General features: G+C 60.6%; 19 protein-coding genes. 3 read left to right on the top strand and 16 right to left on the bottom strand.

Annotation, left to right across the window (positions count from 1 at the left end; genetic code table 11):
- Window positions 1-545 precede the first annotated feature (545 nt).
- From RVU70_RS16675 to RVU70_RS16605, 15 genes are all read right to left on the bottom strand, one after another.
- Complete coding sequence (locus RVU70_RS16675) at window positions 546-1,874, bottom strand: AAA family ATPase (protein ID WP_363348290.1); 1,329 nt, start codon at window positions 1,872-1,874, stop codon at window positions 546-548.
- A complete protein-coding gene (locus RVU70_RS16670; RefSeq protein ID WP_363348288.1) occupies window positions 1,871-3,142 on the bottom strand; it encodes a hypothetical protein in 1,272 nt (423 codons plus the stop codon). The genes RVU70_RS16675 and RVU70_RS16670 overlap by 4 nt, the downstream gene beginning before the upstream one ends.
- A gap of 172 nt (window positions 3,143-3,314) precedes the next feature.
- A complete protein-coding gene (locus RVU70_RS16665; RefSeq protein WP_363348285.1) occupies window positions 3,315-3,863 on the bottom strand; it encodes a hypothetical protein in 549 nt (182 codons plus the stop codon).
- A gap of 40 nt (window positions 3,864-3,903) precedes the next feature.
- Window positions 3,904-4,110, bottom strand: a complete 207-nt coding sequence (locus RVU70_RS16660) for a hypothetical protein (protein WP_363348284.1) — start codon at window positions 4,108-4,110, stop codon at window positions 3,904-3,906.
- A 47-nt stretch (window positions 4,111-4,157) separates the two neighbouring features.
- Window positions 4,158-4,499, bottom strand: coding sequence for a hypothetical protein (locus tag RVU70_RS16655; protein WP_363348282.1), 342 nt, complete (start codon window positions 4,497-4,499; stop codon window positions 4,158-4,160).
- 65 nt (window positions 4,500-4,564) lie between these two features.
- Window positions 4,565-5,218, bottom strand: coding sequence for a hypothetical protein (locus tag RVU70_RS16650; RefSeq protein WP_363348280.1), 654 nt, complete (start codon window positions 5,216-5,218; stop codon window positions 4,565-4,567).
- A 383-nt stretch (window positions 5,219-5,601) separates the two neighbouring features.
- Complete coding sequence (locus tag RVU70_RS16645; RefSeq protein WP_363348278.1) at window positions 5,602-5,931, bottom strand: AlpA family transcriptional regulator; 330 nt, start codon at window positions 5,929-5,931, stop codon at window positions 5,602-5,604.
- Between the two features lie 113 nt (window positions 5,932-6,044).
- A complete protein-coding gene (locus RVU70_RS16640) occupies window positions 6,045-6,542 on the bottom strand; it encodes a hypothetical protein (RefSeq protein ID WP_363348276.1) in 498 nt (165 codons plus the stop codon).
- Window positions 6,539-7,795 (bottom strand): phage integrase central domain-containing protein, encoded by a 1,257-nt coding sequence (locus tag RVU70_RS16635; RefSeq protein ID WP_363348274.1) that lies wholly within the window; start codon window positions 7,793-7,795, stop codon window positions 6,539-6,541. Before RVU70_RS16635 ends, RVU70_RS16640 begins: the two co-directional genes overlap by 4 nt.
- 525 nt (window positions 7,796-8,320) lie before the next feature.
- The gene (locus RVU70_RS16630; protein ID WP_363348272.1) at window positions 8,321-9,430 is read right to left on the bottom strand and encodes an Mrp/NBP35 family ATP-binding protein; all 1,110 of its coding nucleotides are present in this window, start codon (window positions 9,428-9,430) and stop codon (window positions 8,321-8,323) included.
- A gap of 74 nt (window positions 9,431-9,504) precedes the next feature.
- Window positions 9,505-9,717 (bottom strand): GDCCVxC domain-containing (seleno)protein, encoded by a 213-nt coding sequence (locus tag RVU70_RS16625; protein ID WP_363348270.1) that lies wholly within the window; start codon window positions 9,715-9,717, stop codon window positions 9,505-9,507.
- Window positions 9,714-10,673 carry a 2-oxo acid dehydrogenase subunit E2 gene (locus RVU70_RS16620; RefSeq protein ID WP_363348268.1) on the bottom strand — a complete coding sequence of 320 codons (960 nt, stop codon included), beginning with the start codon at window positions 10,671-10,673 and terminating at the stop codon, window positions 9,714-9,716. Before RVU70_RS16620 ends, RVU70_RS16625 begins: the two co-directional genes overlap by 4 nt.
- A gap of 4 nt (window positions 10,674-10,677) precedes the next feature.
- Window positions 10,678-12,102, bottom strand: coding sequence for a pyruvate dehydrogenase complex E1 component subunit beta (locus tag RVU70_RS16615; RefSeq protein ID WP_363348266.1), 1,425 nt, complete (start codon window positions 12,100-12,102; stop codon window positions 10,678-10,680).
- Between the two features lie 166 nt (window positions 12,103-12,268).
- Window positions 12,269-13,270 carry a pyruvate dehydrogenase (acetyl-transferring) E1 component subunit alpha gene (gene pdhA, locus RVU70_RS16610; RefSeq protein WP_363348264.1) on the bottom strand — a complete coding sequence of 334 codons (1,002 nt, stop codon included), beginning with the start codon at window positions 13,268-13,270 and terminating at the stop codon, window positions 12,269-12,271.
- 107 nt (window positions 13,271-13,377) lie between these two features.
- Window positions 13,378-14,154, bottom strand: a complete 777-nt coding sequence (locus RVU70_RS16605; RefSeq protein WP_363348262.1) for a DUF1499 domain-containing protein — start codon at window positions 14,152-14,154, stop codon at window positions 13,378-13,380.
- 188 nt (window positions 14,155-14,342) lie between these two features.
- On the opposite strand from RVU70_RS16605, the gene RVU70_RS16600 reads away from it, so the two are divergent.
- Window positions 14,343-14,540 carry a hypothetical protein gene (locus RVU70_RS16600; RefSeq protein WP_363348260.1) on the top strand — a complete coding sequence of 66 codons (198 nt, stop codon included), beginning with the start codon at window positions 14,343-14,345 and terminating at the stop codon, window positions 14,538-14,540.
- Window positions 14,541-14,761: 221 nt separating this feature from the next.
- Window positions 14,762-15,043, top strand: coding sequence for a TonB-dependent receptor plug domain-containing protein (locus RVU70_RS16595; RefSeq protein WP_363348258.1), 282 nt, complete (start codon window positions 14,762-14,764; stop codon window positions 15,041-15,043).
- A gap of 89 nt (window positions 15,044-15,132) precedes the next feature.
- Here RVU70_RS16595 and tuf read toward each other — a convergent pair whose 3' ends face one another.
- The gene (gene tuf / locus RVU70_RS16590; protein ID WP_363348256.1) at window positions 15,133-16,323 is read right to left on the bottom strand and encodes an elongation factor Tu; all 1,191 of its coding nucleotides are present in this window, start codon (window positions 16,321-16,323) and stop codon (window positions 15,133-15,135) included.
- Between the two features lie 190 nt (window positions 16,324-16,513).
- On the opposite strand from tuf, the gene RVU70_RS16585 reads away from it, so the two are divergent.
- A complete protein-coding gene (locus RVU70_RS16585) occupies window positions 16,514-16,828 on the top strand; it encodes an endonuclease domain-containing protein (RefSeq protein ID WP_363348254.1) in 315 nt (104 codons plus the stop codon).
- Window positions 16,829-16,912: the final 84 nt, after the last annotated feature.

Raw genomic sequence — 16,912 nt, 5'->3', positions numbered from 1 at the left:
GGCTATTGATGCAACGTAAATGCAACGCACCAAAGCTCCCGCTCTCTACAGCTAAGCGTGCAACGCAAATGCAACGCACCAAAGCTCCCGTTGAAACGCACCCAAGGTCGAGATTCGCCAAACGTCGAAAAAGACAGGCCCACCTACACACACCCCATCTTCTGCATTTTAATCTGCTCGAATACATTGCGGCGCTGATCCGCTTTTGTGCGCCTAAGTCTAGAGATTTCGCTTGGTGTCATACGATGCGCTTGGCACGTCATCAAACAAAACCGGGCGCTGTCTTCATCCGCACTAATCGGAGCAAGCATTCGAAAAGACGCTCCACAAATGACGCATTCCGATTCCCATTCGGCAAGTATCATATCGACTCCGGCCTTCGTTCGATGATCTTTGAAACCGACACACTTCCATATTCGAACGCCGTGAATTGCAGATACATTTTTTATCTCATCTCCAATATTAGCCGAGTTTTTCATAGTTACCCCCTTTCTCCGCTTGGATTTTCAGATTCGCCAAACGACGAAAGACGCCCGTCACCCGCCTTACATCGGACACGCCGGGTCCATCGGGTCCAAAGGCCGCCACACCCACCCGTCCTTCTCTTCCAGCGCCTTGTTATTCAGAAGTTCCATTTTCGCCCTATGAAGCTTGCTCCGGGCGGTGCTGGTCACTTGACCTTTCTTTTCATCGGTTTCCAAATAACCATTGCGCCGCAACTCTTCGCGTATGGCGTTCACTTCAACTTTATTCACCCATGCGCCGTTTCCATCCGTCGCTTCCACCTTCGCCGCGAGTCGATCATAGGCGCGCATGAATTCCCGCCGTATCGTTTCATTCTCATTCTTTGGCCGTTCTGTTTGATAACTTGTCGTTTCGTCTCTATAGACGAAGCCATCCGCCGTATCGTGAATAACCTTCGTAGCGAATTGCTGATAATTGGTCCCATTGCGCAAACGCGCCTTTGTGAATTCCATCTTCAACGCCGCCAAAACTTCGGAAGGATCGGCGTCGGTTTCGATCTTGGTCAATATCGCAACGGTGTCCATTTCCCATTCACGGGTCTTCGTCCCATATCCTCTATTCGCGTCGTGTCCGGTATGATGCAGCCAGATTTGCGCAACGCGCCGCCGCGTTATTTCGCGAATCAACTCCTTCATCGGACTCCAACTTTCCTCTTCCGACATATTGCCGATCATTAGCGACATGATGGCGTCGAAAACGATCAAGTCCGGCTTTACTTTCTCAATCTCGCGCAGCAACCATTCCTGTCCTTGTGGCGTATTGAACGCGGGCATTTCTTCCGGGTTGTTTGTCGTCAGATATTCACGACTATAAGCGAATAGCGCGATATCCTCGCCGTAGCGGTCGGCGACGATGTTCAATCGTTCTTGGAATGTCTCTTGCGATAACTCCCCGTCGAGATACATGACGCGCGCCTTCCGCCGTCCCTCCCAACCAAGGAACTCTCGCCCGGAAGCAATCGCCGCCGCCATATCGAGCGCTAAGAGCGTTTTGCCGACGCCCGTTTCGCCGATAATCAGCATACGCGACGCTGTGGAAAGTAGTTCGCCGAGCAAGAAATCTCTTGGCGGCAACTCCCGCTTTCTCCATGCGGCAAGGGTTAGATCGCTGCGATGGTCGGGATCATAGAATGGGTTACGTGGATCAAACGCGCCACTCGCTTTGCCGTTGCCGCCAGCGCGGTCTTTGATCTTTTCTTGCGTGCGCAGAAACTCGTCTACGTCGCGTTCGATTCTTTGCTGGTCGAAAGCGAATCCAATCGAAGCTTCCGCGATAGCATCGGCGCGTAAACCGGGTGACAATTGCGCAATCTTGAAGATCGCTTCGAAGTAGGCCGGGGGGGCGTTCATTGTCCCGACTCCTCTTCGAATTCGTCTTCGTCATAAACACGCCCCTCTTGTGCCCGCAATTCATCTGGCGTTAGCCGGTATTTCTCGTGCTCCCGTTCTAATACCCAATCGAAACATTCCTCGGTTTCACGTTCATCCTTTCCAGCGGCGATTGCGGCTTCGACAATTTCTTGTCGTGCCGTTCCCTCATCGAGTTCGCCCGATAAAATACTGAGCGCGACGATCCCGCAAGCTCTAAGAATCGCCGAATGACGATCCCCAACTTGCGCTTGTTCTATTTCACCAATGGCAAGCGATAGCAGACTATGGTCGCCAGCCTTTGCATACTGTAAAGGGCGCTGGGCGAAGCTCCTTCGCTCGGTAGTCTTCAATACATCGGCGCTCGGCGGCTTAACGAAGCGCGCGCCATCCAACCAAACGAGTCTGCCGTTCGGCAATGGATCGGCGGATATATCCTCGAAGATCGGCGCGCCTGTGTAGATCACTTGATTGCAAGAGAAAATTGACACGTCAATTTTCACCTTGCTCCAATCTTTCAGCCAGTTGCGCTTCTCCGTTCCCGTTAGCGCACGGTCCAGCATAAAGAACAACCGATAGCGCAACCCCGGTTTCAGTAGATGACTCCCGGTCGCAGCGCCGATACAAGCAACGCCATGAAACGCTTCCGGCAATAGCTTGCGCAGATAACGGGTGACGGCTTCTAGGTCGCGTGGATCGAGCCAATCGGGACACGGAACCGAGTCAAGATCGAGCGCAAGCAAGCGCCGTGGAACGTCGAATAGCGTTGCTCTCTCGCCGGTCTTCATATCGTCACGCATCAAGCGACGGGCGTAGTTTGTATTGGTTCCTTCGACAATCGCGCCATGCACCAAGCAACAATCGGGACGATGTTGCAGCGTGGAGAGTAAATCGAACAACGATTGCAGATTAGCGATATCAACCTTCATCATCTGAAAACGCGCCGCGCTATCGTAATCAGAGATATCGCCATTGCGGTTGACGAGTTTTGCTAGGCGCGGACCTTTGGAGCGCAGCGCCGTGAAGCTCCATTCATCGTCTGTAGCAAGCTTGCCACGGCGGAGTGGATAATCTCGCTTGGCGTCTGCCGCGAGGGTGCGAAAATCAACGCGGTTGTCTTGTGCAGGGTCAGCCGATGTTGTAGATTGATCTTCGCGCTTGCCCGGCGCATTTGTATCCTCAGAAGAGCCCGCGTCCCTTCCACCAAAGGGGTGCGGGTTTTCTGTGTCGTGAATATCGTGCTCACTCATAACGCAATCCTCTCCGTGCGCCTCTTGGGGCGCAATTCGTTTTCAGGAGTGGGTTGCGTTGGTGAAACCTGAAGTCTGCCGTCCCTCCACGGGATCGGACTCACGACTAGCAATCCGTCAGGACTTTGTAGCTCACAGTGCCCTTGGGCGATGGATATTTCGTGGGTTCTCGTTAGAGAGAATCAGAAACTTGTTCTTCTTTTGCGCGTGCGCGAGCGCGTTGTTTCCTTTCAAGACGTTTACTAAATCCAGCTTTGAAGATTTCCATATTATCGAGCCAATAGTCTACGCGAAGATAACGGACTCTCCCGTCAGGGCATAATAAGACAATGGCGCTTAAATCATATGGAGCGTCTTCGAACATCGTGTCATCCTCGATGGTTTCCTCGATTTGTTCGTTTATAAAGGCGCTGAGCCCAACGGGGTAAGTCATCGTCGTTGCACAATCACATATCCAACCGATCACAGGTTCCTTCTCATAAGATGCAACACCATCGCTGTTGATTCTTTCAACAATAATGAAATAACCCGGTTGTGCAGATGAAAAGCTCTTTGCCATTTCTAATCGGCGGACTTGCCAACTATGTATCTGACCGACTAGGACGCCATCCGTATTAAAGACATTCGAGGGGTAGCCGTTCTTTTTATTCGGAGTGATTTTGCCAATTTGCGATACCGCGATGTGATCGCCATTTTCCAGTGATAGTATGATCGGTTGCATTTCATTTACTCCTTTCGGTTCGTAGCTCTAATCGCCCAAATCAGCGGGCGGGGTTGATCGCTTGGGCAATCAACCCAAGTCCGTTCTCGATGTATTCAGCCGCAAAGAGTTTCGAGGCTTGTTCGAAGTCCGATGCGCAGGTTTGCATGAACGCTGCGACCAATTCAGGATGTTTCGCCGCATATCCTTCACCAAGCTTTCCATCAATCGCTCGGACTGCATCGACCATATACGACTGCGCGGTCATTGGCGCTTGCCTAAGTAGTGTCATCCAATCGGCTGATATTCTCTGAGTCATCCGTTTTGCTCCTTCTGTTGCATTTCGAAATAACCGCTTTTCCATAGCGAATGGAACGCGCGCGCAAACTGAGCGGGCAATTCAACGGGTCTCTTGAACGACGCGGGGTCAGGGTCAATAAAGCCTACATACTTTTCAATGAGCAACCGAGTTGCATGAAGATCATGCGGCGGTTCGATACGCGCCTCCCGTGGGATTGCGGCGTTGAGCAACTCCATAACCGGCGTCAATTCAACATCCTTGGCCGGGCAAGGGCATTGTCGTCTTTTGGCTAATTCCAATCGCGCAGTGGGATTGTCATTGTAGTCCCACCATGTTGTTGTTTTGACTTGACCCATTTTTCTTCACTCCCCTTGTTCGAGTCCACTCGAAACGACGAACGCCGCTTATCACGCAGCACCCGTCACAACTCGGTTATGTCTTTCAGAGGGTTCGTCGCTACTGGTTGCAACAGTGGCGTTAATTGACGACGACGCAGCACTTTATGCAGCGTCAGTTTCTGAGCGATGGCGCGAACCACAGGTTCGTTGTCTTTGAGTGTGCGGAATACGACGTGTTGCAATTTGGCTGTGAACGACAATTCTTGCTCGATAAGCCCCGATTTACGCGCGACGTTGCCCGCCAGTCCGTTGAAGATCACCACTTCGTCGAGTGAGCTTCCGAGTTTGTAATCATCGCCAGCGAACAGCATTTCGCTTGCGACTCCCGCGAAGAAGATCATCGCCATATGAGCATCGGCGAGCGCCGAGGTCGTTTCGTCGGTGCGCCATTCTTGCGCGGAGTCGTAGGTCGTGAACCCCTCCCAACGCCAAGCACCGCAAGCGTGCACGCGCCACACCTGCACCTTCTGGACGGGCTCGCCGAGCGTTCGGGCGACGACGGCGTGTCCCGCTTCATGGATGGCGGCGGCCTTGCGGGTCTGGTCGAAGGCGGCCATTCCCTGCGTCTCAAAAGCCATGCGGGCGAGGTCGTGCACGCCGCGCGAGATTGCGTTCGCGGTAGCTTCGTCGTGAAGGTGGAGGCCGGGCGCAGCGAACCGGCGGAGGTCGTCAGTCATGCGCCGCCCTCCCCATGGGGGGCGCGACGATGGCCCCGCGCCGGGGCTGCGGAAGCCGCTGGCTGACGTTTGCGATCAGGCGGGCACATGGGAAGCGGGGGCGAGGAAATAGCCCTAGACGCGCCTCGCGCTCTGGCCTATTTTCGTCGTGTCCAACTACTGCCACTTCGTTACCGGCGCGCTCTCCCTTGCCACAGGGGGCGCGCCTTCTCTTTGGGTGCATGACCTTCAACCTTCTTCTTGACAGCAAAAATCAAACGTCAATTGTCTAGTTACAGAAAACGTAAGTGGCGCATGTAACTCAGGTTGCCGCTGGCGCTGGCCGTTACAGGATGGGCAGGCGTCGGCCGACATATTCCGCAGGTCGCCGACGCCATCGCTGATCACTCCGCAGGCGTTGCCGCCGCCTCCGGCGTCTCGCGCTTGGCGCGGTCCTCGATCCATTTGCGGATTTCTTCCTCGCGCCAGCCGATGGCGCGCCCGCCCTCTACAAGTTTGTAGGGTTGCGGAAACTGGCCGAGCTTCATTAGGTCGTAGAGTCGCGAAGTGCGAAGTCCGACGAGCTCTAAGACTTGCGGGAGACGTAAAATCCTCGGACCTTGCGGCTCTTGCGCGGGTTTCGGCGCGTCGCAAATGGCTTCGTGTATGGCGCTCACGTCGCGAGTGAGGGCGTCGAGCCGTGTCATTATCGAGTGCAGCGAGTCTGTCGCCATGGTTGTCGTCTCTCACGTGTTCCGATGAGAGACAAATAGGCCCGAGAAAACGGTTTGAAAACAACAATAAGCCACTCAAAAGCAGTGGTCGTTTTCAAGCGGCTTTTTCGGCTTCAACGGGGATTCTTTAGCTTGGCGTATGCGCCCCGCTGGCGCGGGAGTCGGTAATTGCGTTCCAATTCCTCGCGCTGGATCGCTTTGCGTAAAACCCCGTCATTGAACGGACCTTTTTCGCATATGTCTTTCACAACGTTATCAAGAGACTCGCCGTTCATTACCCGCGCGAAAGCTCCCGCCGCCGCAACACGGTAACGTTCCCGCGTTTTGTAAGAACGCGGGACTTTCCGTTTTTGAATGACAACTTCAAAGGGTCCGAATGCGCCGACAGAAGGAATATGCGCGCTAATGCGACTCCCGTTCGCGATGAAATCGGCGAGCATCTTCGCCATGTCCGCGTCAAAAGGTTTGCCGCTTTCGACATAATCGGCAAGCGGCTGTTTGTCGCCAAACCATGTCAGACAATAGAACGCTTCTTCGAATGATCCTTCGCCCCACAGTTCTCGCATGTGTTTTCTGTGGTCGAATGGGGCGCTGGCGGACGGCTTTTTCATTTCGCGCGCCCGCGCAATTCAATTACGTTGTCCGTATCCCGTTCTCCGGCGCAAAAGCGCGACCACGCTTCCATCAGCACACGGCGCTTTTCGATCGCTGTTCCGCGTCGATAGGATTGCTCGCTTTTGTCGCCAACTTTATGCGCGAGCGCCGCTTCTGCGATTTCACGCGGGAATTCCGTATGGTCGCCGCACCAATCGCGGAAGCAGGAGCGAAAACCATGAACGGTTACGTCGAGTCCCTCACGTCGAATGACGCCTCGAAGGGCGCGCGCATTCAATCCAGCGCCGCTACGCGGACCAAGAAACACATGGCCGTTCGCCGCTTCCCGATAGACGGATTTGAGGATGGCGACGGCGCGGGCGGACAGGGGGATGACATGCTCCTGCCCGGCTTTCATTCGGTTTGCGGGAATTGACCATGTGGCGGCGTCAAAGTCGATTTCAGACCAGCGCGCCCCTAGCACTTCATTGGCGCGGGTCGCGGTCAGGATGCAGAATTCCAGCGCCTTCGACATGACGCCGCCTTCGGCGCGAAGTGCGGCCATAAAGCCCGGCAAGTCGTCTAGCGCCATCGCCGCATGATGTTGGGTGCGGGCGATCTTGGCGTGCGACTCCAAGGTTTCGGCTAAATGGCGTTGCCATCGGGCGGGGTTGTCGCCAGCCGGGCGAAAACCGTTCACTTGCGCCCATGCTAGGATTTTCTCGATACGAATCCGCAACAGGCTTGCGACCGTGGGAATTGTTTTCCAGATCGGGCGCAACACGCTCAGGACGGCGGCGGTGTCTATGTCGGCTATGGCCATGCTTCCGATGACCGGAAAGACATAACGCGCCATGGTTGAGTTAAAGGCTTGGCGCTGCGCGTCGGTTTTCCACTCGCCAGCCTTCTCTTTGAAGTAGCGTTCCGCCCCTTCCTTGAAGGTCAGCGCCTTGACGTGCTTGGCGATCAGCGCCGCCTTGCGTTCCTTACGGACTTCGACCGGATCGACGCCATCGAGAAGTTGAAGGCGAGCCTCACGGGCTTTCTGCCGGGCCGTGGTCCAAGTGACGAGGGGATAGGGACCGAGCCCCATCCATCGGGTGCGACGGGCAATCTGATAGCGCAATACCCATGACTTAGCCTTTGGGGTTGTGACCTGAAAAAACAGCCCCGCTATCGTCTGATCGGAATAGCGTCCCTTTACCTTTAGCGTCTCTAACTGCTTAGCTGACGTGATGACTTTGGGCTTGTCGCTCGGCTTGAAGGTCACTGTAATCGGTCCTCGGCCCGTTTTTCGGTTCCCCGGCGCTACCCACAGGCGGGCGGTCGGAAGATACCGGATTACATCGGGGCTTTGTGGACCAACTTAAAGGCGCAAGCGACGAAAAAGCCAAGATAAACCTGAATTTCCAAAGGGCTTTATGGAAGTCGCCGGAACGGGAAAATCGCTATGACTACAAATGGGATCAGGGCGACGATTCGCTCGTTCCGCTGCATTTTTGAGAGGGATGCGGCGCCGCCCCTCGTGCTTCGAGACGCCGCCTTCGGCGGCTCCTCATGCTTCGAGACGCCGCCTTCGGCGGCTCCTCATGCTTCGAGACGCCGCCTTCGGCGGCTCCTCAGCATGAGGGGCTCTTGCATCAATCACTTAGGCCTCATCCTGAGGAGCGCGCGAAGCGCGCGTCCAAAAGGGCGTCAGAGGCTCTTGCATCAATCACTTAGGCCTCATCCTGAGGAGCGCGCGAAGCGCGCGTCTCGAAGGACGAGGCGCCTCGCCCCATAATGACGAAGTGGTTCACCCCACGACGATATTGGGCGCGGCGCGATGCTTGGTCGTCTCCAGCAGCGTCTTCACCTTGGCGGCGAGATTGAGATAGACCGCCGCCTGCGGGCTGTTGGGCTCGGCGCCGACGACGGGCTTTCCGGCATCCGACGTCTCGCGGATCTTCATGTCGAGCGGCGCCTCGCCGAGGAAGGGCACGCCGAGCTTTTCCGCGTCGTGACGCGCGCCGCCATGGGAGAAGATTTCCGAGCGGCCGCCGCAATGGGGGCAGAGGAAATAGCTCATATTCTCGATGATTCCGAGAATGGGCGCCTCGACCTTCTGGAACATCGCGACGGCGCGGCGCGCGTCGATGAGCGCAAGGTCCTGCGGCGTCGAGACGATCACGGCGCCGGCGATCGGTGTCTGCTGCGCCATGGTGAGCTGCACGTCGCCGGTGCCGGGGGGCATGTCGACGACCAGCGCGTCGAGGTCGCCCCAGGCGACTTCGCCGAGCAGTTGCGTCAGAGCCTGCGCGACCATCGGCCCGCGCCAGACCATGGGCGTGTCCTCGTCGACGAGGAAGCCCATGGACATGATCTTGATCCCATAGGCCTCGAGCGGCGCGAGCTTGCCGCCCTCGACCTTCGGCTTTTCGTGCAAGCCGAAGAGCCGCGGCGCCGAGGGGCCGTAAATGTCGGCGTCGAGCAACCCGACGCGCCAGCCCTGCGCCGCGAGACCCAGCGCCAGATTGGCCGAGGTCGTGGATTTCCCGACGCCGCCCTTCCCCGACGCCACGACGACGATGTAGCGGATCTTGTCGAGCGTCGGCGACATGCCGCGGCGCTGCGGCGGCGGCGGCGCGGCGTGGGAATGGCCATGATGGTCATGCCCGGCGGCCCCGGCCGCGCGCTCGGCGGTGAGCGTCACGATGGCGGCTTCGACGCCGGGCAGCGCCCTGATGGCCTTCTCGGCGTTGACGCGCGCGGCCTCCCAGCCCTCCGGCTTGGCCGGGTCGCCGGACAAAGAGACGAAAGCCTTGGCGCCGGAGAGATTGACGCCGCTCACCGTCTTGGCCAGCGACACGCCGCCGGGGCCGTAGAGATTTTCGAGGGCTTTGAGAATGTCAGCTTCCGTCGCCACAGGCCGCTCCTTGGCTGTTTAGAGTAATTCTAGACAAGGATATGCCGCTAAATCCCGCCCGCGTCCACGCGTAATTAAAGCGGATTGGCGCAACCGCAGCCCTGCGCCTGCACCGGCGGGCATGGAGCGTCGCCATAGGAGCAAAAGACGCAGCAGTCGCCAGGTTTTGGGGTCAGGCGCATCCCGCAGGCCGGGCAATCATAGACGACGACGCAGGCGTCCATCGGCATGGCCAGCACCTCGGCTTGGCCGCAGCGCGGGCATGTGACCGACGACTCGCGTTTCATGCGAAGAGCCCCATCGGCTGCTCGATGAGTTGCTTGAAAGCCGCCAGCAGCTCGGCGCCGAGCGCGCCGTCCACCGCGCGATGGTCGCAGGAGAGCGTCACGCTCATGATATTCGCCGCCACCGGCGCGCCGTTCTTCACGACCATGCGCGGCTCGCCCTTGCCAACTGCGAGGATCGTCGACTGCGGCGGGTTGATCACCGCTGAAAAGTTCTTGATCCCATACATGCCCAGATTGGAGACGGCTGAAACGCCGCCTTCATACTCCTGCGGCTTGAGCTTGCGCTCGCGCGCTCGGGCGGCGAGCTCCTTCACCTCTTCGGAAATTTCGCGAACGGTCTTCGCCTGCGCGTTGCGGATGATGGGCGTAATGAGCCCGCCGGGGATGGCGACCGCGACCCCGATGTCGGAGGCTTTGTGCTTCAGCATCGACTCGGGCGTGTAAGTGACATTCGCTTCTGGCACGCGCTGGAGCGCGAGCGCCAGCGCCTTCACGACGTAATCGTTGACGGAGGTCTTCCACTCGGGCGCCCCGTCCGCGCGCTTCGGCGCGGCGGCGTTGAAGTCCTCGCGGACCTTCAGCAGCGCGTCGATCTCGCAGTCGACGTCGAGATAGAAATGCGGAACGCTCTGGATCGATTCCGTTAAGCGCCGGGCGATCGCCTTGCGCATCGAATCGTGCGGAACTTCGTCGAAGGACCCCGGCTCGTAGAATTTGCGGGTCGTCGCGGCTGACGGCCCCTCCGCAAGCGCAACCGGCCGCGCTTCGGCCGCCGGCGCGGGCTTGCGGGCGCCGCCGCCGGCGAGCGCGCCTTTCACGTCGCGCTCGATGACGCGGCCATGCGGGCCGGAGCCCGTAACCGCGGAGAGGTCCAGCCCTGCCTCCTTCGCCAAGCGCCGCGCGAGCGGCGAGGCGAAGATGCGCGGCGCGCCGCTGTCGGGAGTCACGAGCGCCATGGGTTTAGTCCCTGTAGAGAACGGCCTTGGCGGCCGCGACCACGTCGGCGACGCTCGGCAGCGCGAGCTTTTCGAGATTGGCCGCGTAAGGCATGGGCACGTCCTTGCCGGTCACGCGCAGGACCGGCGCGTCGAGATAGTCGAACGCCTCCTGCTGCACGCGCGTCGCGATCTCGGCCGAAACGCCGCATTGCGACCAGCCCTCCTCGATGGCGACGCAGCGGCCGGTCTTCTTCACGGACTCGACGATCGTTGCGCTGTCCATCGGGCGCAGCGTTCGCAGATCGATGACCTCCGCCTCGATCCCTTCCTTCGCAAGCTCATCGGCGGCGGCGAGCGCATAGGTCATGCCGATCGAGAAAGAGACCAGAGTCACGTCTGTTCCCGGCCGCGCAATGCGCGCCTTGCCGATCGGGAGCACGAAGTCCTCGAGCGCCGGCACTTCGGACGTCTTGCCGTAGAGAATTTCATTCTCGAGGAAGACGACCGGATTGTTGTCGCGGATCGCCGCCTTGAGCAGGCCCTTGGCGTCGCTGGCGTTCGACGGCGCGATGACGATGAGCCCCGGCACCTGCGCATACCAGGCCGAATAATCCTGGCTGTGCTGGGCGCCGACGCGCGCCGCCGCGCCATTCGGTCCGCGGAAGACGATGGCGCTGTTGATCTGCCCGCCCGACATGTAGAGCGTCTTCGCCGCCGAATTGACGACGTGGTCGATGGCCTGCATCGAGAAATTGAAGGTCATGAATTCGACGATCGGGCGCAGACCCGCGAAAGCCGCGCCGACGCCGATGCCGGTGAAGCCATATTCGGTGATCGGCGTGTCGCGCACGCGCATCGGGCCAAATTCCTGCAACAGCCCCTGCGTGACTTTATAGGCGCCCTGATACTCCCCGACCTCCTCGCCCATGATGAAGACATTGGGGTCGCGGCGCATTTCCTCGGCCATGGCGTCGCGTAGCGCTTCGCGCATGGTCATCGGAATCATGGTCGTGCCAGCCGGCACTTCCGGCGCCGCGCTGACGGTCGGCGGCGCGGCGACGCTGACCGGCTTCGGCGCGGGCGCGGCGGCCTCTTTCGCCGCCTCGATGCGGGCTTCATTCGCTTCGCCCGCCTCGTCCTGCGGCGCGCTCGGCGGCGTTGGCGGCTTGGCTTCCGGGGGCGCGGCGACGGCCGAAGCGTCCTCGCCCTCGCCGGCGATCACCGCAATCGGCGTATTGACGGCGACATTCTCGGTGCCGCCGGGGACGAGGATGCGCGCCAGCACGCCCTCGTCGACCGCCTCGACCTCCATGGTCGCCTTATCGGTCTCGATCTCGGCGATGACGTCGCCGGCCTTGACTTCATCGCCTTCGCTTTTCAGCCATTTGGCGAGCTTGCCCTGCTCCATGGTGGGCGACAGGGCGGGCATGAGGACATTGACGGTCATTTGGTCACCGCATCGCGCCGTTGGGGACATTGACGGCGCGGGTTGGGGTCAATCAATCCCTTCCCGCAACGAGGAGGGATGAACCGCATCATCGTGTCGAACATCGACAAACCTTCTCCGCAATCGCCCGGGGCCGTTCCCGGTCCCTCGCCTGCCCTCAAAAAAGTCACGCCAGCACGTCCGTATAAAGCTCGGACGGATCCGGCTCCTTGTCGCTCATGGCAAAATCCGCGGCTTCCGCGACGATCTTGCGAACATTCGCGTCGATCTTCTTCAATTCGTCCTCGCTGACCCCGTCGGCGAGCAGACGCAGGCGCACCTGTTCGATCGGATCGTGCTCCTCGCGCATCTTCTGCACTTCTTCCTTGGAGCGATATTTGGCCGGGTCCGACATGGAGTGGCCGCGGTAGCGATAGGTCTGCACCTCGAGCAGATAGGGACCCTTGCCCGAGCGGCACCAGTCGAGCGCCTCGGCCGCCGCCGCGCGCACGACCCGCACGTCCATCCCGTCCACCTGCCGGCCCGGGATGCCGAACGCGGCGCCGCGCATGGCGAAATCCGTCTGCGCCGCGGCGCGGGTCAGCGAGGTGCCCATGGCGTATCGATTGTTTTCGACGATGAAGAGCACCGGCAGCTTCCACAGCGCCGCGATGTTGAAGGTCTCGTAGACCTGGCCCTGGTTGGCCGCGCCCTCGCCGAAGAAGGTCAGCGACACCCGGCCGTCGCCGCGATAGAGATTGGCGAAAGCGACGCCCGCGCCGATCGGCGCCGGCGCGCCGACGATTCCGTGCCCGCCGAAGAAGCTCTTCTCCCGCGAGAACATGTGCATCGAGCCGCCCTTGCCCTTGGAATAGCCCCCGCGCTTGCCCGCGAGTTCGGCCATCACGCCCTTGGCGTCCATGCCGCTCGCGAGCATGTGGCCGTGGTCGCGGTAGCTCGTGGTGAATTCATCCCCGTCGCGCGCCGCCATTTTGGCGCCGACGACCACGGCCTCCTGGCCGATGTAGAGGTGACAGAAGCCGGCGATGACGCCCATGCCATAGAGCTGCCCGGCCTTCTCCTCGAATCGCCGGATCAGCAGCATGTCGCGCAGGGCGCGCAGCTCTTCCTCTCGGGTGAAGGGTGCAACGGATTGAGCGGCGTTCGCGCCGTCGCCTGCAGTCGCCATCGGCTGTTCTCGGCCTCCCAACCGTTATGTGGAGAACGAGCGGAACAATACCAGAGTCGCCGTTCAAAGACGAGCGCCCCCGCCCGCCGGCTACCTGAGGCTGCGGCTTATTTGGCGTCGAGCTGCGTCTGCAGCTCTTCGGCGAAAGCCATGATGCGCTTGGCGTTGGCTCCGAAATCGTGACGCCCGTAGCGGGAGGCGGCGCGCAGATCGATGCGGGTCTGTCCCGGCAGCGGCTTCAGGCGAACGGTCACATCCTCATCGAGGCCCATGACCAGCGTCTTGTCGACGAAATCTGCATGTCCTTCGCCCGTCCGGCCGCCCGGCGCGCGCTGGTCCACGACCTTCCAGCCGATGGCTTTCGCGGTCTTGAGGACCAGCGCGAAGGCTTCGTCCGCGTCGAGATCGACAACGATGGGCTCGACGTCGGGATAGGCGGGACGCTGCGCCTCGCGCGCTTTCCCGGGCAGCCCCTTGGGCTGGAAGCCGCCCCGCGCCGCATAGGCGTCTTTGGACAGAGAGAAATAAGGCGGGTTCGAGATATCGGTGGAAATGTCCGAGAGCACCGGCAGACGCACCGCCTCGAAGGCGAGATAGGCGGGATAAGCGACCGTGGCCAGCGCGATGAAGGCCCCGCCGAAGGCCGCCCCCGTCCCGCGCCGCCCGGTGTTCCAGATGCTGACCGAGGCCGCGCCGACGAGCAGCAGCGCGACGAGGGCCAAGGCCACCGCGGCGCCGAGCGAGGCGAGCGCGGAGACCGGCCCGATCACGTTCAGCCGCACCAGCAGCACCGAGAGGATGGCCACGGTCGCCGCGAAAACGGCGACGCTTTGGCTCCATAGGGCGGCGCGCGACCATGGCTCCGGCGGAAGGGTGCGACGCATGGACGTTAACGGCCTCGCTCATTCGCCGCGACGCGGCAGTCGGCGCATTTTTCGCCAAACCACAGGAGAAATGCAACGTGTCGCGCCGCCTCCTGAAAAACAACCAGCGCGTTAGCGCGCCGTTAAGCAAATGTGGCGAATTTGAGAAGGTGCATTTTGCTGTAGCAGCGTCCGCGTAGAGGTCCGTAATGTCGGAAGCAATCCCAGTCGAGTTGAACGAACCGCAAGCCGGCGGCCATCCCCATGATCTCCTCGCGCGGCTCTATCGCGAGATTGGCGTTTCCGCCGTCGCCGCCGCGCTCGAAGCCGCGCAATTCTCCGACCCCGCCGGCGACTCGCAAGACGACGACGCCTGGACGGCGCTTGGCGGCGAGATCGCAGCCTGAGACGATGACCCCTCCGACCTGACCTTTGCCTTTTGGGTGTGAATGGGACCGCCGCGCCCTGTTGCGTCGCGACCGTCTTGTTTTCACCTCGGCGTCACGCGCTCTCGCGTGACGCCGAAGGAATGGCCCACGGCCTTCTCGCCGCCGATCGCCTTCCCGGACGACCACGCCTTGGCGTCGCTGCTTCCTATATGATGAGAAGCGCGCCCCGAGGAGAACGCATGCGCAAGATCATTTTGACGCTCGCCGCCGCGAGCGTTCTATCGTCACTTGGCGACGCCGGGGTCGCCGGCGAAAGGCGGCGCGCGGCGACCAGGACCGGGCGGGATGTCGGCTATTTCTCGAATGACCTCACCGGCCCTGGCGGGACCAAGATCCCGCTGCGCGATTACCCGGGGTCCGCGACGGTCATTACGCGCCAGATGATGGACGATATTCAGGCCCGAAGCCTCTGCGACGCGCTGCGCCTCGCGCCAGGGGTCACGGTCGGCAACTGCTGGTGATTTTACGCGTATAACTTATCTGGCCGCAGCGCAGCCTTGTCGATAAAGAGAAAAGCGCGGCGAACCGCGCTTTTCTCGGATTGGCGTCCTTACTCGATGATGCTCGCGACGACGCCCGCGCCGACCGTGCGGCCGCCTTCGCGGATGGCGAAGCGCAGCTTCTCCTCCATGGCGATCGGCACGATCAGGCTCACTTCCATCGTGACGTTGTCGCCCGGCATCACCATCTCGACGCCCTCGGGGAGCGTCACGATGCCGGTCACGTCCGTCGTGCGGAAGTAGAACTGCGGACGATAGTTGGTGAAGAACGGCGTGTGGCGGCCGCCCTCTTCCTTCGTCAGAATGTAGGCCTCGGCCTTGAACTTGGTGTGCGGCTTCACCGAACCCGGCTTGCACAGCACCTGGCCGCGCTCCACGTCCTCGCGCTTCGTGCCGCGCAGCAGGCAGCCGACGTTGTCGCCCGCCTCGCCCTGATCGAGCAGCTTGCGGAACATCTCGACGCCCGTCACCGTCGTCTTCGTCGTCGGACGAATGCCGACGATCTCGACTTCCTCGCCGACCTTGACCACGCCGCGCTCGATGCGGCCCGTCACCACCGTGCCGCGGCCCGAAATCGAGAACACGTCTTCAACCGGCATCAGGAACGGCTGATCCTTCGGACGCTCCGGCTGCGGGATGTAACGGTCGACTTCCTGCATCAGCTTCAGGATCGCGTCATGGCCGATCTCGGGGGTCTTGCCCTCGAGCGCCGCCAGCGCCGATCCCTTGACGATCGGAATGTCGTCGCCGGGGAACTCATACTTGGACAGCAGCTCCCGCACTTCGAGCTCGACGAGCTCGAGAAGCTCCGGATCGTCGACCATGTCGACCTTGTTCAAAAACACCACCAGCGCCGGCACGCCGACCTGACGGGCGAGGAGAATGTGCTCGCGGGTCTGCGGCATCGGGCCGTCGGCGGCGGAGACGACGAGGATCGCGCCGTCCATCTGCGCCGCGCCGGTGATCATGTTCTTCACATAGTCGGCGTGGCCGGGGCAGTCGACGTGGGCGTAGTGGCGGTTCTGCGTCTCATATTCGACGTGCGCCGTCGAAATCGTGATGCCGCGCGCCTTCTCTTCCGGAGCCTTGTCGATCTGGTCATAGGCCGTAAACGTCGCGCCGCCCGTCTCCGCCAGAACCTTGGTGATCGCCGCCGTCAAGGACGTCTTGCCATGATCGACGTGGCCGATCGTCCCGATGTTGCAGTGCGGCTTCGTGCGTGAGAATTTTTCCTTGGCCATGGTCCCGTTCCAGTGAGGCGGGTCCACTACCCGCGCGCGGGCGTGCCTTTACGGCGGATGGAGAAATTCTGCAAGGGGCGTTCGAGTGTGTGACGAGGGGGTGAAATCACCCCCTACCCCCTCTCCCCGCTTGCGGGGAGAGGGTTGGGGTGAGGGGCCTGGGGCCTCTTTGCATCTTCTGGAGGATTGTATGCGCGGCCTGCGACTTCATGAAAGAACGCGCGCACGTGAACTCAGGCGCGCCCAGACGCCCGCCGAAGAGCGCCTCTGGAACAAATTGCGCGGGCGCCGGCTGGGCGGGTTCAAATTTGTCCGGCAAGCGCCCATTGGGCCGTTCTTCGCCGATTTTCTTTGCAGGGAGCAAGGATTAGTCGTCGAGATCGACGGCGCCACCCATTCGACCGACGAAGAGCTACAAAGAGACGCACGAAGGAGCGCGTTCATCGAAGCCCTGGGCTACCGAATTCTTCGTTTTCCGATGGGGTGTGTGAGACGATCCTTTTGATGCTCTGAAAATCTGTAACTCACCCCCTGGCCCCTCACCCTGCCCTCTCCCCGCAAGCGGGGAGAGGGCAGGGTGAGGGGCTGG

It is taken from the genome of Methylocystis echinoides (genome assembly GCF_040687965.1).
GTDB classification, from domain to species: domain Bacteria; phylum Pseudomonadota; class Alphaproteobacteria; order Rhizobiales; family Beijerinckiaceae; genus Methylocystis; species Methylocystis echinoides_A.
This window is presented reverse-complemented; position numbering and strand designations above follow the sequence as displayed.

Excerpts from the sequence above, each read along its gene's own strand:
- RVU70_RS16675 (WP_363348290.1), bottom strand. The coding sequence starts at position 1,874 with ATGAACGCCCCCCCGGCCTACTTCGAAGCGATCTTCAAGATTGCGCAA.
- RVU70_RS16670 (WP_363348288.1), bottom strand. The coding sequence starts at position 3,142 with ATGAGTGAGCACGATATTCACGACACAGAAAACCCGCACCCCTTTGGT.
- RVU70_RS16665 (WP_363348285.1), bottom strand. The coding sequence starts at position 3,863 with ATGCAACCGATCATACTATCACTGGAAAATGGCGATCACATCGCGGTA.
- RVU70_RS16660 (WP_363348284.1), bottom strand. The coding sequence starts at position 4,110 with ATGACCGCGCAGTCGTATATGGTCGATGCAGTCCGAGCGATTGATGGA.
- RVU70_RS16655 (WP_363348282.1), bottom strand. The coding sequence starts at position 4,499 with ATGGGTCAAGTCAAAACAACAACATGGTGGGACTACAATGACAATCCC.
- RVU70_RS16650 (WP_363348280.1), bottom strand. The coding sequence starts at position 5,218 with ATGACTGACGACCTCCGCCGGTTCGCTGCGCCCGGCCTCCACCTTCAC.
- RVU70_RS16645 (WP_363348278.1), bottom strand. The coding sequence starts at position 5,931 with ATGGCGACAGACTCGCTGCACTCGATAATGACACGGCTCGACGCCCTC.
- RVU70_RS16640 (WP_363348276.1), bottom strand. The coding sequence starts at position 6,542 with ATGAAAAAGCCGTCCGCCAGCGCCCCATTCGACCACAGAAAACACATG.
- RVU70_RS16625 (WP_363348270.1), bottom strand. The coding sequence starts at position 9,717 with ATGAAACGCGAGTCGTCGGTCACATGCCCGCGCTGCGGCCAAGCCGAG.
- RVU70_RS16620 (WP_363348268.1), bottom strand. The coding sequence starts at position 10,673 with ATGGCGCTCGTGACTCCCGACAGCGGCGCGCCGCGCATCTTCGCCTCG.
- RVU70_RS16615 (WP_363348266.1), bottom strand. The coding sequence starts at position 12,102 with ATGACCGTCAATGTCCTCATGCCCGCCCTGTCGCCCACCATGGAGCAG.
- pdhA (WP_363348264.1), bottom strand. The coding sequence starts at position 13,270 with ATGGCGACTGCAGGCGACGGCGCGAACGCCGCTCAATCCGTTGCACCC.
- RVU70_RS16605 (WP_363348262.1), bottom strand. The coding sequence starts at position 14,154 with ATGCGTCGCACCCTTCCGCCGGAGCCATGGTCGCGCGCCGCCCTATGG.
- RVU70_RS16600 (WP_363348260.1), top strand. The coding sequence starts at position 14,343 with ATGTCGGAAGCAATCCCAGTCGAGTTGAACGAACCGCAAGCCGGCGGC.
- RVU70_RS16595 (WP_363348258.1), top strand. The coding sequence starts at position 14,762 with ATGCGCAAGATCATTTTGACGCTCGCCGCCGCGAGCGTTCTATCGTCA.
- tuf (WP_363348256.1), bottom strand. The coding sequence starts at position 16,323 with ATGGCCAAGGAAAAATTCTCACGCACGAAGCCGCACTGCAACATCGGG.
- RVU70_RS16585 (WP_363348254.1), top strand. The coding sequence starts at position 16,514 with ATGCGCGGCCTGCGACTTCATGAAAGAACGCGCGCACGTGAACTCAGG.